Origin of the sequence: Sphingobacterium sp. BN32 (assembly GCF_030503615.1) — a bacterium.
Classification (GTDB): Bacteria; Bacteroidota; Bacteroidia; order Sphingobacteriales; family Sphingobacteriaceae; genus Sphingobacterium.
In genome coordinates this window covers 940,787-955,390 of sequence record NZ_CP129963.1, presented here as the reverse complement: position 1 = coordinate 955,390, position 14,604 = coordinate 940,787, and the positions used below count along the sequence as shown (strand labels likewise).

Here is a 14,604-nt window from a genome sequence, read left to right as displayed (position 1 = left end):
GGATATTAAAAGGTTAATGAAAGCCCAAGCGACAAGGTCTTCGCCACAGGATAGATTCCAGCATCGGTTCCAATCTGTACATTGCTGCCCGAGGTTACCTCCGGGTCAAAGCCGCGATAGTTCGTCAAGGTCAATAAGTTTTGTCCGACAAAGTAAACTTGTGCCTGATCAAGATGGGCTGAACTCAGCCAAGTTTTAGGTAAGGAATAAGCAAATCGTAGGTTCGCCAAACGAATGAATGTTCCCGACTCGACAAATTGATCGGAGAAGATGGGTGCAGGATCAAGCTTTGCCCGAGGATAGACCTGCGAAGGATTATCCGGAGTCCAACGATCTAAAGCATCAAGCGATGCGTTCTGCTGCCCGGTAAACATCTCCAGGTTCTGCCTATTGATATTCAAAATCTGATTACCGACCGTACCTTGTATCAAGAAGCTCAGGTCAAAACCTTGATAGGATAAATTATTGCTGAAGCCGAAGATAAAATCAGGTTGTGCATTTCCAATGATCGCGCGATCACTTGCTGTAGTGAACTTGCCGTCGCCATCAATATCTTTATATAGACGATCGCCAGTCTTAGGGCTTGCATTTCCTGTATAAACTCCCTTAGTAGATTCTTCACCCACTTGCAGAATACCATCCGTTACGGTTCCATAGAATGTGCCTAATGGCTTTCCCACAGCGATCAGGTAATTCCCGCTGATGTAGCGATCCGATCCATCGCCAATCGACAACACCTTGTTTCGGTTGAAAGAAATATTAAGATCCGAATCCCAATTAAATGCTCCCTGTATGTTTTTGCTCTTGAGGCTCAGCTCCACGCCCTTGTTGCTTACCGAGCCGAAGTTCTGCAAAGAAGTTGCGTAGCCCGAGGTCCAAGGAATTTCCACGCTGAGCAGCAAATCTTTTGTGCGCTTGTAATAATAATCGGCAGATAGTTGTATGCGATTTTGCAGGAAAGTCAAATCTATACCCGCATCATATTGATAGGTTGTTTCCCAGCCTAACTCGGTATTCGGCACACGTTGCGAGGCGAATCCTGTCTGCACCGCATTACCAAAGTAATAGTTCAACGCATAGAGTGTCGCGAGGGACTGGTACTGACCGATCTCCTGATTTCCTGTTGCCCCGAAGCTAGCGCGAACTTTCAGATCATTGATCGTCGGCAATAGGCCGGCAAAGAAATCTTCTTTGCTCGCCCGCCATGAAAAGGCTAGGGATGGAAAATTACCCCATTTATTATCACTTCCGAAACGCGAACTGCCGTCGCGACGGATGCTTGCGGAAACATAATATTTATTGGCATAATTGTAATTTACGCGGCTCAATAGGGAGTGCAATACCCAGTCGTAGGCATCCGAGTTAGGGCGGATTAAGACCGACCCGCTTTGCAGGCTGTTATAAAGAAGTTCATCGGTCACAAAGCTTGAAGCGCCGGCATTAAACAAGTTCGTTCTGCTTTCCTGTTGCGTAAAACCAAGCAGCACGTTCAGGTCATGCTTCCCAAAGCTCTTATTGTATGTTAGGGTATTTTCGTTCAACCAAGCTTGATTCTCTAAGTTCCCCAAGTTGGCTGTCCCTTTGGTTCCTGCCCCCTCAAAAATATATGACGGTAGATAAAATTTATCATTTCTATTGCTCAGGTCTACTCCAAATAATACTTTAGCAGACAGACCTTTTAACAACTCGTACTGCGCATAGGCAGTTCCAAGCACGCGCAGATTATTCGATTGATTACTGGTTTCCAGTAGTGTTGCGATAGGATTCGCAAAAATGTTCTCGAATGGATTCCGTAGCGTATATGAACCATCCGCCTCATAGATCGTTGCTGTTGGCGGCATAATCAATAAGGAATTGATAATGCCCGTCGGAGCGATCTGCGAATTCGTTTTATTAATGGTTAGATTGGCGGAAACATCCAACCGCTCGAATGGCTTAGCATGCAGGTTGGAACGAAAACCCAGTCGACGGAAGTCTGTATTGACCACCACGCCTTCCTGATCCAGGTAATTGGCGCCTAAATAATACTGAATTCTTTCTGCTCCACCCGTTAATGATAGCTGATGGTTCTGCACCGCTCCCACTCGGAAAGCTTCGTTTTGCCAATTGGTACCCTCGCCGAGTTGGCTAATCTGCTCTTCCGATAAATATTGGTATTTCCCTCTGCTCGGGTTGGTATCATACAGTGTTTCATTCCGTAGGCGGGCAAAGGATGGCGCATCCAACACATCGATTTGTTTAACGACAGATTGCCAACCTTTACTTCCATCGTAGTTAAGCTGTACGCGACCTGCCCTTCCCTTCTTCGTACTGATGATTACCACACCATTCGCACCGCGAGAGCCATAGATCGCGGTTGCCGCCGCATCCTTCAGCACTTCGATGCTTTCGATATCGCTAGGATTAATACTCGCTAAGGGGTTGATCGGCGTCCCGCTGTTAACACCAGTACTTTCCGACTGATTGTACACTGGAAAACCATCGATTACATAAAGCGGTTCATTGCCTCCTTGAATGGATGCTCCGCCCCGAACACGGATACTAACGCCTGCGCCGGGTTGCCCGGAGGTCTGCGTAACTTGTACGCCAGAGATAGCACCTTTTAGCGACTGATCGACAGAGCTTACTTTTTGTTTCAAAAAGCTTTCCGGAACGGAAGCTACTGCCCCTGTCAGATCACGGCGTCGCTGTGTGCCATAGCCGACAACGACAACCTCATCCAGATCTTCCGAAGCTGGACTTAACAGGATTTCTGTAGGTGATACTTCGATTACTAAATTCTTCGTCTTATAACCGAGGAAGCTGACTTTGATCGTAAAGGGCAGCTTCTGTCCGGTAACAAATTGAAAGCGTCCTTCTTGATCGGTTTTCACCGCGTGGGTGACTGCATCAAGCTGTATGGTGACCCCTTCAATAGGTTGTCGGGTCAAGGAATCAAGAACAACACCTTCTAAAGATGCGTTGATGATAGGTTTGGGTTTATCCTGCGCGTGCAGCGAGACATTGAACAAGCTGAACGCCCATAGCAATAAACTGAAATACCGAAGTACTCCAATATTTTTCATATGTTTGCTTTAGTTTAATAGTGAATACTTACAAGTGCCAACGCCAATTGAAAACTTGTTTCATTATTGAATTCGAGGGAAGCGTTGCTTCCCTTTTTTCTTTTTAGGGAATGAACTAAAGACACATTCGCATACCAAAATGCGCAGAAAGATGAGATTGTTTGAAAGGAAAAAATGCTTGTTTAGATAGATTGTTTTTCATTGAGAATGATTTAGTTTAATAAATAATTTACTTGCTGTTACCAACGCCAATTGAATAACTTTTGACAAATATAACAGGAATAGAAAATAAAGTCTACTATTTTAGTAGATTATTTTTAAAACAATATATATACAGCTGATTTACAGAGTTATAAATTACAAAACAGAGAAACAGTCAGGAATATTAATATTAGAACTGTTGTATAAAAGTTTCCAATTTGGAAACTTTTACTTATTTTTACTCTGCGTTATGATTATCCTGAAATTGGAACTTCTAGATCGTTTCAAAAAGAAACATGCGAGCAGCAGAAAAGGGATTGACGCTTGGATTATTCTAGTCAGAAGTGCACAATGGTTGAAAAGCCAGGACATCATTGACGATTTTCCAACAGCAAAGATTATCAGTGCAGATAGGGCTCGTTTCAAAATTGTTGGCAATAAATTCCGATTAATTATTGAAGTCGCCTATAAAGACGGTTATGTGGACGTTCGCTTTATTGGAACCCATGCAGAATATGATAAAATAGATGCAAAGAACATTTAGTTATGTGGTATTTATTAGAAAATGATAGTGAATATAAAGATGCCCTTAAACGATTTGAAGAAATCAAATATTCAAAGCGCGGTACGGTTGAACATAAAGAAAAGATGCTTTTGGTTACCTTGATTTCAAATTACGAAGTCAAAAAATACCCTATTACAGAAATTGACCCTATTGAAATGATTAAAATCCGAATGAAAGAATTCGGATATTCGGCATCTCAATTAGGAAACAAAAGCACCGTTAGCAAGATCCTGAATTATAAACGACCACTCACCTTGTCTATGATACGGCATCTCTCGAAATTATTGAAAATCCCATCTGATTTCTTAATCCAAGAGTATCAATTAAAGCCTTAAAGTACTTTTTCAGAAATAGTAGTTAGTACTTAGTAGTTAGACCCGATCCTGTTCATCCTCAAATCCTTCCTTTCCCAGAAATAGTATTTAGTAGTTAGTACTTAGTAGTTAGACCCGATCCTGTTCATCCTCAAATCCTTCCTTTCTTGGTTCAAAACAAACTTTACACCCTTTCCTTTTCAAAACAACACCTTCCTTGAATCCTTCCTTTCCTGGTTCAGACAAACCATCTAAATACCTACGTCAAGCCACTCCCAAACTTCAACCCTTATTGACCCTAATCAAACCCAATCCCGAGCGGTTCTGATTTGGGTTATAAAGGGTTTTGAAAGGGTTATGAAAGGGCTTTAAGCAGACTAAGGCTCGTCAGATTGTCGACTAAAAAAAATAAGCGATCCTGAGGGGACCGCTTTATTTTTAGGTTTAGAATCGAATTACATCGTTTATCTTAATGTTTTGGCTTTTGCCAAAGCTTCTGTTGTTATATAGTATTTCGTAAGCATATAGGATTTCTCCCATTCTGGCATCTCCCCCGTGCGAACATAATCGAAGAACTTGTTAGCGACATGGGCAAAATGCTCTTCATGTCCTTCCAATAAATCTGCCGGCACCTCAATCACATAGCCTTTACCTTCTGGTTTGAGCATTAACCCCTTGTATTTACTTGCTATGGTCTCAAAACCCGCCGTTATTGCTTTTTTGTCATCTTCTGTAAATCCGGTAGCTGCAGCCGGTTCAATGTATAAACGTGGTTTATAATTCTGCTCTTTGCCCTGTTTTATGGAAACAATAGAGCGGGTTCCGCGAATTTGGGAAAGATGGGTATCACCGGATCCCTCGGGAGCCTGATAATTCCATTGTACCGCCACCTTGCTGTGTACTCCCTTTAGGGAATAATTTATCTCGCCATTCGCATATACATTTAGCGTATCGTTTTTGACATCCTTTTGCAGGAAGCTAGGAAATGCGGCGTCGCCAGTAGATTGCTTGAACTGTGCTAAGCTAATTTTCGTAGGATAGCGATTTGCGTTTAGAACTTCAACGTCTGCTTTGTAATCAAATACGTTTTCTGGAAAGAGTTGCCATTGAATCAAGTCGATGGAATGTGTCGTGACATCCACAATGCCTTCCCCCTCCTGCTCTACATCATAATACCAATCTGGGCGAATCAAAGGCTTGCCGGAAACCTCCTTATAGAAGTGATGTACCGAATTCTTGATGATGGCCGGATTCTCTAGGGTACCCTTCTCCAATGTTCCAAATAAGTCGGCATTGTGTATTAATTCCTTTTGCAGAATGGAAAAAATATTATAACGCTCGGTCATGATATCATAAAGCATCACTTTCTTCTCTTTCGCGACATCAAAGGCGTCAATCAGCAGGTTGAATCCGTCTTTATTGATCGCCATCGGCTTGTCCGAAAGCACATTCAGCGCAGCAGAAACAGATTTATGAATATAGTCTGTCTTACGCTTATTGTTACCTGCCAACACCACAATGTTTCCAGGCTTCTCTTCCAGCATTTTCTCCAAAAAATCAGCATTGATATAGGATTCGACCTTCCAACTTGTTGGGCTTTCCTCACGAATATTATACCCGTTCAGCAAGGCCAAGTGTGCTGAAACGCCTAATGACTTAGGTGCATAGACATAGCATACGGAGTCTATGCCCGGCAACATGCTCTTTTGGATCAGAGACGCGTGGAAATGACCGGGATCTAGTGTCATCAGCGTTAGTTTGTCCGATGATGTTTCTTTTTCGCTTTTACAGGAATTTAAAGTAGCAATGACAAGCAAGGCGATAGCTAATTTTTTCATTTTGAAATTAGTTTAAATGCGCGGCACTATCCTTATCGATGAACAGGGATACCTGTGGATGTGTCCGCAAAATACTAGATGGTATTTCCGTTGTAATTTCTCCAGTGAGGGTCGCATGCACTGCTGCCGCTTTAGTACTACCGGGCACCATACAGAACAAACTTTCTCCAGCAAATAAAGCCGGTACGGTCAGCGTAATGGCATGCGTTGGCACTTCTTCCAAAGTGAGGAAGCATCCGTCGTTGACCTGCTGTTGGCGACTGGTCAGATCCAAGTCGACCAATTTTACATAGTGCGGATCAGCGAAATCTGCTAAATGGGGTTCATTGAATGCAATATGTGCGTTTTCACCTATTCCCAAGCATACGATATCAATCGGCGCTTCTTTCAACAGTGCTTCATAGCGTTCGCATTCAGCTTGCGGATCGGCGGCGATGCCATTGATGAAATGAACTTGCCCGATATTTACTTGATTGAAAAGATTTTGTTCTAAAAAGCTAGCGAAGCTTTGCGGATGTGCCTTTTCGATGCCGACATATTCATCCATATGGAAAGCAACTACGCGAGACCAGTCTATCCCCTCGTCCGTACGTAGACAAGCCAGGGTTTCCAGCTGCGAGGGGGCTGAAGCAAATATCATGCGTACAATCCTATCGGGCGTTTTCTGTAGTTCCTTAATTCGTGCTGCCGCTTTTTTTCCGGCATACAAACCTAGCTCCTCTCTATTTTCAAAAGTGTACACTTTTAGTGTACCCACTTCTAGTTCTTTAACATCCATAGGTTTAGATAAATTTAGATTAACGGTTTTATTCTTATTAGTGTAGGTACCCGATGGGAAAGCAAAGCAGCAAGGTTTTTACTGCTTTGCCATCGGACTTCCTAATTCTTATAAAATTGTTGGTTTTCGCGATGTATAATATCAATCGGCATGAAATATTCTTTTTCCTGATCCTCTTCAAACATCAGAAAACGATACAACGCCTTGATTCCGCGGTATGCCTGCTCCTGTGGTTTCTCACAGATCAGAAAATCAATCATCCCTTGATTTAAGTATGCTATATTGTTCGGCAAAAAGTCATATCCTATGAGCAAAATATCATTCTTTCCTATCTCCTGCAGAAATTTTGCAACAAGGGCGACCCTGGAATTCGTAACGAATATAAGATGCAAATCAGGGTTTGACTTGACGATTTTGGCTAAGGCTTTCTTGACCGCAGCGTAGTTGGTGTCGTATAGATTTTCTTTAATGATATTTCGCGGGTTGTTCTCGTTGAAATAGTTCATAAAGCCCTCCTGCTTACGTAAGATGTGGTGATCGGAATCAATGTCTTTCGCAATATTCAAGAGTAGAATCTGATCGGTTTCCTTCGTCAGGTATTGAATCAGGTGTGCCGCAGTCTGTCCGCTATGGAATAGGTTTGGGCCAAAATAGCTCAAGCTCTTCTGTTGCGGGATGTCCGAGTTGATAAAGACAAATGGGATATTCCTGCGTTTGCATTCTTCAGTAAAGGCCACTGCCTCGTCAACAAAAGCTGGCGCTAAAAGTAGTCCATCGATATCCGTTTGCTTCAAAATGTTCTTGGTCTGCTCGATAAACGATTGCTTATCGTTCATGTCGTAGAAAAACTTCGATACCTTCACGTTATAGAGCTTAATCTCGTTCTCTGCTTGAAAAATCCCCTGCAATGGCACATCCCAGTAGTCAGTTTCCTTGGATTTTTCTGGAATCAGCGTATAGAGGTGCATCGTTTTCGACGATGCCAGTCGCCGGGCAAGGATATTGGGTTTATAATCCAACTCTTTGATAATCTCGAGGATTTTCTGTTTTGTTTTTTCCGAAACCCCCGGTCGATTATGAAGTACCCTATCGACAGTTGCAATGGACACTTTCGCTCTTCTAGCGATTTCCTTAACCCCGTTTAACTCTTTTTGCTTTTTTTCCATATATATCCAATGTACCCGTTCCTATGATTTGATCGACAATATAGCTAAATAACCAGTAAAACATATTAACTTAAAAAACATTTTTTATGCTAATTAGTAGCTTACCGCATAGCGATTGTATATCAAATTAGCCTGATGAGGCTTAACTTCAGCTTTCTGACTTCAACATACTGCCCGCCTATTAGACGCGTGGCTCCCATCCTTTTTGATATTCACGCTTCCAATATTTGTTCATAGCATCCTTATTATTAAGTATTTTCCCTGTTTTCGGATCGATATCAAGTGCTTGGCCGGTACGTTGTGCGATATTGCCCAACTGCACAAGCAGCGTACTTTGATGTCCGCCAATAATATCTGAATTTAAGGCAGAACCGTCTTTAATTGCTGAGAAAAAATTCTGAATATGAATAGCATCTAATTGCTGTGATGGATTCGTTAAACTAGTCGCTTCGACTTTTGTTGTATCACGAACTTCCTTCAGCAATTTACTGTTCAAGTCGAAAATTTGGTAGGCATTATCGCCGTTGATCTGCAAAGAACCCTTCTCGCCATAGAACACTACACCCACCGTCGCTCCGTCGGTTTTCATTCCATTGCAGCTTCTGCCTTCCCAGGTAATCATACTGTTGTTTCCAAATTCTAAACCGATGGTTTGTGTGTCTGGTGTTTGCCAATCATCCTTGTGTGCAAAGCGGCCACCAACAGAGGTCACACGCGTTGGATATTCAACCTGTAGTCCCCAGCGTGCTAAATCGACAAAGTGTGTTCCGTTGTTCAAGGCCTCGCCAGTTCCCCAATGCCAGAACCAGTGCCAGTTATAGTGAAGAATATTGTCTTTATAAGCGCGGCGCGGTGCGGGACCTTGCCACAAATCGAAGTTTAACCAGTTCGGTACGGCGACTTCTTTTCCTATTCCAATCGGCGCCCTATTGTTTGTGTACCATGTTTTCGCGAAATATGGTTTTCCGATGGCGCCATTATGCACTTCACGAATTCCTGCCGCAACATTTGGCCAAGAACGGCGTTGGTTACCCATTTGGATTACGTTTTTGTATTTCTTTACGGCTTCAATCAGCAGCTCGCCCTCATGTGGGTTATGACTACATGGTTTTTCCAAGTACACGTGCTTTCCTGCCGACGAAGCAAGAATGGCGGCAGGGGCATGCCAATGATCCGGCGCCGCAACCACTAGTGCATCCACGTCTTTATCTTCCAAGGCTCGACGGAAATCGCCTTCGGTCTTCGGCTGATGTTTTTGACGTTTCATGACTTCCGGCATACAGCGATTGATTGCTCCTGAATCGACATCGCAAATGTAGGTAATCTGTGAGTTGGGTTGCAGGGCAAAGTTATTTGCCAGCGCCTTACCACGTGCATTGACGCCCATCATCGCAATATTGATACGTTCGTTTGCTCCTATAATATTTTTATAGCTTTTTGCCGAGAATGACGGCAATATGCCTCCAAAGGTCATGGCTGTTGTGCCAATGACTGCTTTCTTGATAAAATTTCTACGAGATTCTTCCATCTTATTTAGGTTTATGATGTTACTAATGATACAGGTTTACCTTGCTGGCGCTTGCTTTCGTCTGCCGCTTCAATAAACGCGCAGATCTCTAAAGTTTCCTCAGCGGATACGGGTGGTTTTCCGGTTTCAAAGAATGCGATAATTTCCAATAAGAGGGAATCATAGCCTTTGAACTGCCCCAGGGTCGTATTTCCTTTTTCGCCAAAAACAGTACCGCCATAATCATGCTTTCCAACACGCAAGCCGCGGAATGTGCCGATGCGACCATCTTTCCATTTTCCGACTACGACGTCTGTTCCTTGGGTATGCACGCGTGTTACGCTTTCACATCCGGTACCCATCAATGCAAATAGGATTTCTATGCCGTGGATTCCATACCAGAAGAAGTCAGGGTGGTTTGGTTCTAAAGCTGCCGGACTGAACGTATCAGCACCTAACACCTTACCAACGCTGCCTCCCTTTATTTCGACTACTTTTTCCATGTAGCGCAACGATGAAGTGGAGAATACCGGAACATTATTTTGTTTCGCTAAGTCAAATATCTGTTTCGCATCTTTGTAAGAAGCCGCGATTGGTTTATCGATGAACAAGGTTTTTTTAGCTTTGATAACCGGTATGGCTTGCTCTAAATGCACCCTGCCGTCGTTGCTTTCTAATAAAACCACGTCTACCTTTTTCAATAGTGCATTAATATCTTTAACGATCTCAACACCATACTTCTTTACCTCTTCGATGTATTTCGGAACGCGCTCGATAGAGGATGGAATATCCTTACTACCTTGTGCTACAGCCGCCACCACCTTATACCCTTTAAATCTTGGGTCAGGATTTTCTCCATTTAAGGATTTGGTGAATGCCGTCGCATGCGACGTATCTAATCCGATAATTCCGACGCGCTTTCCTTTTTGTACAGTGGAAAGACCTTCAAAGAATTTGGTATTTGGACCGAGCATGCCGATTCCGAGCGAGGCCATTGCGGTAGTTTTTATGAAACCTCTTCTACTAACATCATTTTTCATAGCTATTTAAGTTTAAGGTATTTCTGTTTATCAGCTGTTGGAAGGTTAAAATGCCGTACATTAAATGCCGCGGATGATGATAGTTTTCTATCCTTGTTCCCTCCTCTTGTCGATTCATCTGCCTATTTCCGTTGATTTTCCAAGGGCGATAGCGCAAATGATTAAGTATAAAATGTTGCTGCAAATACTGCAGTGTGTTCTGAAAAGTATCGTATGCCCATGCGTCAGCACGCTCCTCCATTAAAAGCAGGCATCCGACCATAACTTCCTCTTGTGCCCAAAGGACTTTGTCTAGGAGGAACCTATTTTCCTTCGCATGATCCAAGCAGTGAAAGAAACCACCAAACAGGTCGTCCTTCGCTACCTCTACATGAAATTTAAAGCGAGAGGCGGCAAGATCGAAGAGTTCCTGATCCTGTCGGCGCTTCGCCTCGTCCATAATCATCCACAAGGTTTCAATTGCATGACCGATGTAGACAAACTGGTCTAAAGTTTCGCCAAGCGCGCTGCCCGTTTTGCTTCGCAGCTCGGCCATGAGATTCAATTCTGCATCATAGTGCTTCTGAAGCAGGGCTTCCAAACAATAATCTGAAATCTCTTCGAGTTCCGCATCGTCTTGAAGACGCAGCAGGGTTGTACATAAGTGCAATACAATCATGTAATGCCCCAATATCTCCTCTGCTTCGGGATAATCTTTCGTAGGTGAATACTCCAAAAGATAACGATATTCTTTGGTTTGATAAAGCGCAAAAGCTTCTTGTAGGATATTTTTTGCTTCGAGCCAGGCATCTTGTTCGCCACTGGCATCAGAATAAGCGGCCAGCGCTTCTGCGACGAAGAGATTTCCGTAGATATCCCCTTCTCTTTCTTTCAGGTCATTTCCTTCCCTGTCGTAAGACCAAGGCCAGAAATGTGCCTGTGTATCTTTTGCCCGATACAGAAGCTTCAGCGTTTGTTTTGCACGCTCCAAATACAGCGGATTCGAATCTAATACTTTGTACAGATAGGAATAGACCCAGGTGCCTCTCGCATCATACCAAGTGCGCTTATGACTGCTACGTTGTTCGCCATGGTAGCTGGTATTCCAAAAGTAGCCGCCATGTTCCTGATCATATAGGTATTCATTGATAAAAGGCAGGTAGTCTTCGAACAGGTACTTTTTATACTGTTCGAGCATCTCATTTAGCGTTCCATTGTTGAACGCCGTCTGCCTATTTATCTGTATGCTATTCATTTTTATAGTATTATTCTTCGTTGATAGCTTCTAAGAGTTTCTCCGTCTTCTCAGGTACCGGGCTTTTAACCACAAATGCGTAGCCGATATAAAGTACCAGCGACGTAATCAGTGGTCCGGCTAACTCGACCGCCAATCCTGTACCTCCGATGAGCTTTAGGATGACGAAGGTTGCTAAACCTCCGATGATAGAGAGCAGTGCCGCTGTACTCCCGCTGTGTCTGAAATAGGGCAAAAGACCGAGAATCATCGGGATGGAAATAGGGCCTAATAATGCTGCGAACCAGGATATAATAAGACCAATAACACCACCGAATGTCTGTGCGTTGAAGGCGATAATGATGGTTAAAACCAGAAAACTAAAGGTCGTGATACGTGCCGTGAGCAACATTTTCTTCTTATCAAATGTCTTCACTTTCTTAATCATTACGGGCAGTATATCACGTGTAATCACGGAAGAGATGGTATTTGCATCCGATGAGGTCATTGATAATGTTGTCGAGAATAACGATGCAACTAACAAGCCTAGAAGCCCCGGAGGTAGAAACTCCATTGCCATTAAGGAATAGGACGTCTCCGGTTTTTCTAAATTCGGGAAGAATATAGGCGCAGCGAACATCGGGTAGAAAAGGATTAATGGCCAAACAAGGTAAAGGATTGCGGAAAGGATGGCCGCCTTTTTGGCGTCTTTGCCCGACGGGGATGAAATAAAGCGCGTCGCGAGGTTCCAGGTTCCGCCACTGTAGCTGAAGAAGTTGATCACTAAAAATGCCATCGCAAAGCCTACCGTATAGGGCGAGTTGAAAAAATTGCTATTTTCCGGCGGCAGACGATCCCACATGGTAAACACGCCGGATGCCCCGTCGCCCAAGTGCATTAAGACTACGAAAAACATGACTAAGCCGGAAGCTACCTGGATGAGAAATGACATGAAGTCGTTTAGTACATCGGCCCACAGGCCTCCTAAGGTCACATAGAATAAGGTCACTACCCCGGAAAGAATAATACCTGTAACGATAGGAACGCCCATGAACGCGTTTAATAAGATCCCTACTGCTGCCCATTTAGCTCCAACATCAAATAACTTAACAATTACTCCGCACCAAGCCATTAATTGTTGAACTGGCAGGTTGTACCGAGTCGCTAAGTACTCTGTTGGCGATTGTATACCGGTTTTTGTTCGCAGCCTTGCCCATCGGGGTGCAATAAAGACGATTGTTCCGATCATGGCAATTGCAATCGTCAAAGCCCACCAAACGTACATTACAAATCCGTGGGTGTAGGCGATAGACGCATACGCCACGAAAACTGCGCCGCTATAGCCGGAGACGTGATGTGATATTCCCGACAACCACCAAGGGAGCTTCCCTCCTGCGGTAAAGAAGTCGGCGGATGAAGATACCTTGAAGTAACTGTAGATACCGATCCCAATCAAGAGAATGAAAAACACGACAATGACGATATAATCAATGGGCTGCATAAGGCTGATAATAATTTAAATTATAATTGTAGATGCGTGCGACAGCGCTGTCTTACTGTGTACGTACCCGAATATAAGATTAATTTGAAAAGCTTGCAAGATATTTTTGAATTTATTTTTAAATTTACTTTGGCTTCGAAATACAAGATAGGTATTTACAAGCTCATCTACAATATTGAAAATCAGAAAAGTACAAAAAGCATGACCCCTATTGAATATATTCAAAAGCAGGATAAGCATATCCTAGAAAAAGTCGTTCAATGGCGCCGACACCTACATCAGCATCCGGAGCTGTCTTTTGAGGAAAAAGAGACAACAAAATATATCGCTTCAGTGCTTGATGAAATGGGTATTCCCTATGAACAGGTTTCCCCTACGGGACTTATTGGGTTTATTCGTGGGAATGGTTCGTCCGAAAAAAGTGTCGCACTACGAGCCGATATTGACGCATTGCCCATTACGGAAGAGAACCAGCATGGGTATGCTTCTTTAAATAAAGGCGTGATGCATGCATGCGGTCATGACTTTCATAGTTCGAACCTGTTGGGTGTTGCTTATTTGCTGAATGAGATTAAGCACACTTTGAATGGAAATGTGGTTTTGATCTTCCAAGCGGCAGAGGAAAGAATTCCAGGCGGAGCGTCGGCGATCGTGGCGTCCGGTATTCTGGATCGCTATCATGTTCAAAAAGTAATTGGGCAACATGTGTCGCCACAGTTGCCATTGGGGACTTTCGGTTTTAAGTCGGGATATGCGATGGCATCCAGTGATGAGATCTATATTGATATTATGGGGCGAGGTGGGCATGGCGCTCAACCGCAGCTGAATATTGATCCGGTTATTATCTCGGCGCAGTTATTAGTTGCTTTGCAACAAGTCGTTTCCCGCTATGCTGACCCCAGGATTCCATCTGTTCTATCCTTTGGAAAAGTAATTGCGGATGGCGCAGCGAATGTAATTCCTTCGACGGTGCATTTAGCGGGGACTTTCCGGACGACCGACGAACAATGGAGAGCATCGGCACTAGCGAAAATTGAGAATATGATCGTTCAGACCGTAGATGCTTATGGTGCTTCGGCAAAGATCGAAATAAAGCGAGGCTATCCAACCTTATATAATGACCCTGAACTCACAACCGAAATACAGCAGCTTGCGACCAATCTATACGGTGCTGAAAATTGCTTATCCGTTCCGACCTGGATGGCATCGGAAGACTTCGCTTATTACGCGCAGCAGTATCCTGCTTTATTCTATTTTGTAGGAACGAGAAATGAAGAAAAGGGAATTGTTTCGGAATTACACACGCCGACTTTCGATATCGACGAAACAATTTATGAAAGATCGGTTGAGTTTATGTTTAAAGGTGCAGTTTCCGTTTTGCAGGATTTGTAAGACGGAAACTGCTCCTATAATAGG

At 43.5% G+C, this 14,604-nt stretch carries 11 protein-coding genes; 3 read left to right on the top strand and 8 right to left on the bottom strand.

Features of this window, described 5'->3' with window-relative positions; translation table 11 throughout:
* Positions 1-5 precede the first annotated feature (5 nt).
* Positions 6-3,065: a TonB-dependent receptor gene (locus QYC40_RS04025; protein ID WP_301992529.1), complete on the bottom strand. Its 3,060-nt coding sequence runs from the start codon at positions 3,063-3,065 to the stop codon at positions 6-8.
* Positions 3,066-3,516: 451 nt separating this feature from the next.
* Between QYC40_RS04025 and QYC40_RS04020 the strand changes: the two genes are divergently transcribed.
* Together QYC40_RS04020 and QYC40_RS04015 are read left to right on the top strand one after the other, a co-directional pair.
* On the top strand, positions 3,517-3,810 hold the full coding sequence (locus tag QYC40_RS04020) for a type II toxin-antitoxin system HigB family toxin (protein WP_149525418.1): 294 nt from the start codon (positions 3,517-3,519) through the stop codon (positions 3,808-3,810).
* A gap of 2 nt (positions 3,811-3,812) precedes the next feature.
* Entirely contained in the window at positions 3,813-4,166 is a 354-nt protein-coding gene (locus QYC40_RS04015) for a type II toxin-antitoxin system HigA family antitoxin (RefSeq protein WP_301992527.1), read from the top strand.
* 443 nt (positions 4,167-4,609) lie between these two features.
* On the opposite strand, the gene QYC40_RS04010 is transcribed toward QYC40_RS04015, so the two are convergent.
* From QYC40_RS04010 to QYC40_RS03980, 7 genes are all read right to left on the bottom strand, one after another.
* Entirely contained in the window at positions 4,610-5,983 is a 1,374-nt protein-coding gene (locus tag QYC40_RS04010; RefSeq protein ID WP_301992526.1) for a putative oxidoreductase C-terminal domain-containing protein, read from the bottom strand.
* A gap of 7 nt (positions 5,984-5,990) precedes the next feature.
* Positions 5,991-6,761: a glucosamine-6-phosphate deaminase gene (locus QYC40_RS04005; protein WP_301992525.1), complete on the bottom strand. Its 771-nt coding sequence runs from the start codon at positions 6,759-6,761 to the stop codon at positions 5,991-5,993.
* A 101-nt stretch (positions 6,762-6,862) separates the two neighbouring features.
* Complete coding sequence (locus QYC40_RS04000) at positions 6,863-7,927, bottom strand: LacI family DNA-binding transcriptional regulator (protein WP_301992524.1); 1,065 nt, start codon at positions 7,925-7,927, stop codon at positions 6,863-6,865.
* Positions 7,928-8,108: 181 nt separating this feature from the next.
* Entirely contained in the window at positions 8,109-9,455 is a 1,347-nt protein-coding gene (locus tag QYC40_RS03995) for a Gfo/Idh/MocA family protein (protein WP_301992523.1), read from the bottom strand.
* Between the two features lie 11 nt (positions 9,456-9,466).
* Positions 9,467-10,474, bottom strand: a complete 1,008-nt coding sequence (locus tag QYC40_RS03990) for a Gfo/Idh/MocA family protein (RefSeq protein ID WP_301992522.1) — start codon at positions 10,472-10,474, stop codon at positions 9,467-9,469.
* Positions 10,464-11,708, bottom strand: a complete 1,245-nt coding sequence (locus QYC40_RS03985; RefSeq protein ID WP_301992521.1) for an AGE family epimerase/isomerase — start codon at positions 11,706-11,708, stop codon at positions 10,464-10,466. Before QYC40_RS03985 ends, QYC40_RS03990 begins: the two co-directional genes overlap by 11 nt.
* A gap of 10 nt (positions 11,709-11,718) precedes the next feature.
* On the bottom strand, positions 11,719-13,188 hold the full coding sequence (locus QYC40_RS03980) for a sodium:solute symporter family protein (RefSeq protein ID WP_301992520.1): 1,470 nt from the start codon (positions 13,186-13,188) through the stop codon (positions 11,719-11,721).
* Between the two features lie 201 nt (positions 13,189-13,389).
* Between QYC40_RS03980 and QYC40_RS03975 the strand changes: the two genes are divergently transcribed.
* A complete protein-coding gene (locus tag QYC40_RS03975) occupies positions 13,390-14,580 on the top strand; it encodes a M20 family metallopeptidase (protein WP_301992518.1) in 1,191 nt (396 codons plus the stop codon).
* The last annotated feature ends 24 nt before the right edge of the window (positions 14,581-14,604 follow it).

Bases quoted from the DNA above. Each gene is read 5' to 3' on its own strand.
- QYC40_RS03995 (WP_301992523.1), bottom strand. From the start codon at position 9,455: ATGGAAGAATCTCGTAGAAATTTTATCAAGAAAGCAGTCATTGGCACA.
- QYC40_RS04010 (WP_301992526.1), bottom strand. From the start codon at position 5,983: ATGAAAAAATTAGCTATCGCCTTGCTTGTCATTGCTACTTTAAATTCC.
- QYC40_RS04020 (WP_149525418.1), top strand. From the start codon at position 3,517: ATGATTATCCTGAAATTGGAACTTCTAGATCGTTTCAAAAAGAAACAT.
- QYC40_RS03980 (WP_301992520.1), bottom strand. From the start codon at position 13,188: ATGCAGCCCATTGATTATATCGTCATTGTCGTGTTTTTCATTCTCTTG.
- QYC40_RS04025 (WP_301992529.1), bottom strand. From the start codon at position 3,065: ATGAAAAATATTGGAGTACTTCGGTATTTCAGTTTATTGCTATGGGCG.
- QYC40_RS04005 (WP_301992525.1), bottom strand. From the start codon at position 6,761: ATGGATGTTAAAGAACTAGAAGTGGGTACACTAAAAGTGTACACTTTT.
- QYC40_RS03990 (WP_301992522.1), bottom strand. From the start codon at position 10,474: ATGAAAAATGATGTTAGTAGAAGAGGTTTCATAAAAACTACCGCAATG.
- QYC40_RS03975 (WP_301992518.1), top strand. From the start codon at position 13,390: ATGACCCCTATTGAATATATTCAAAAGCAGGATAAGCATATCCTAGAA.
- QYC40_RS04000 (WP_301992524.1), bottom strand. From the start codon at position 7,927: ATGGAAAAAAAGCAAAAAGAGTTAAACGGGGTTAAGGAAATCGCTAGA.
- QYC40_RS03985 (WP_301992521.1), bottom strand. From the start codon at position 11,708: ATGAATAGCATACAGATAAATAGGCAGACGGCGTTCAACAATGGAACG.
- QYC40_RS04015 (WP_301992527.1), top strand. From the start codon at position 3,813: ATGTGGTATTTATTAGAAAATGATAGTGAATATAAAGATGCCCTTAAA.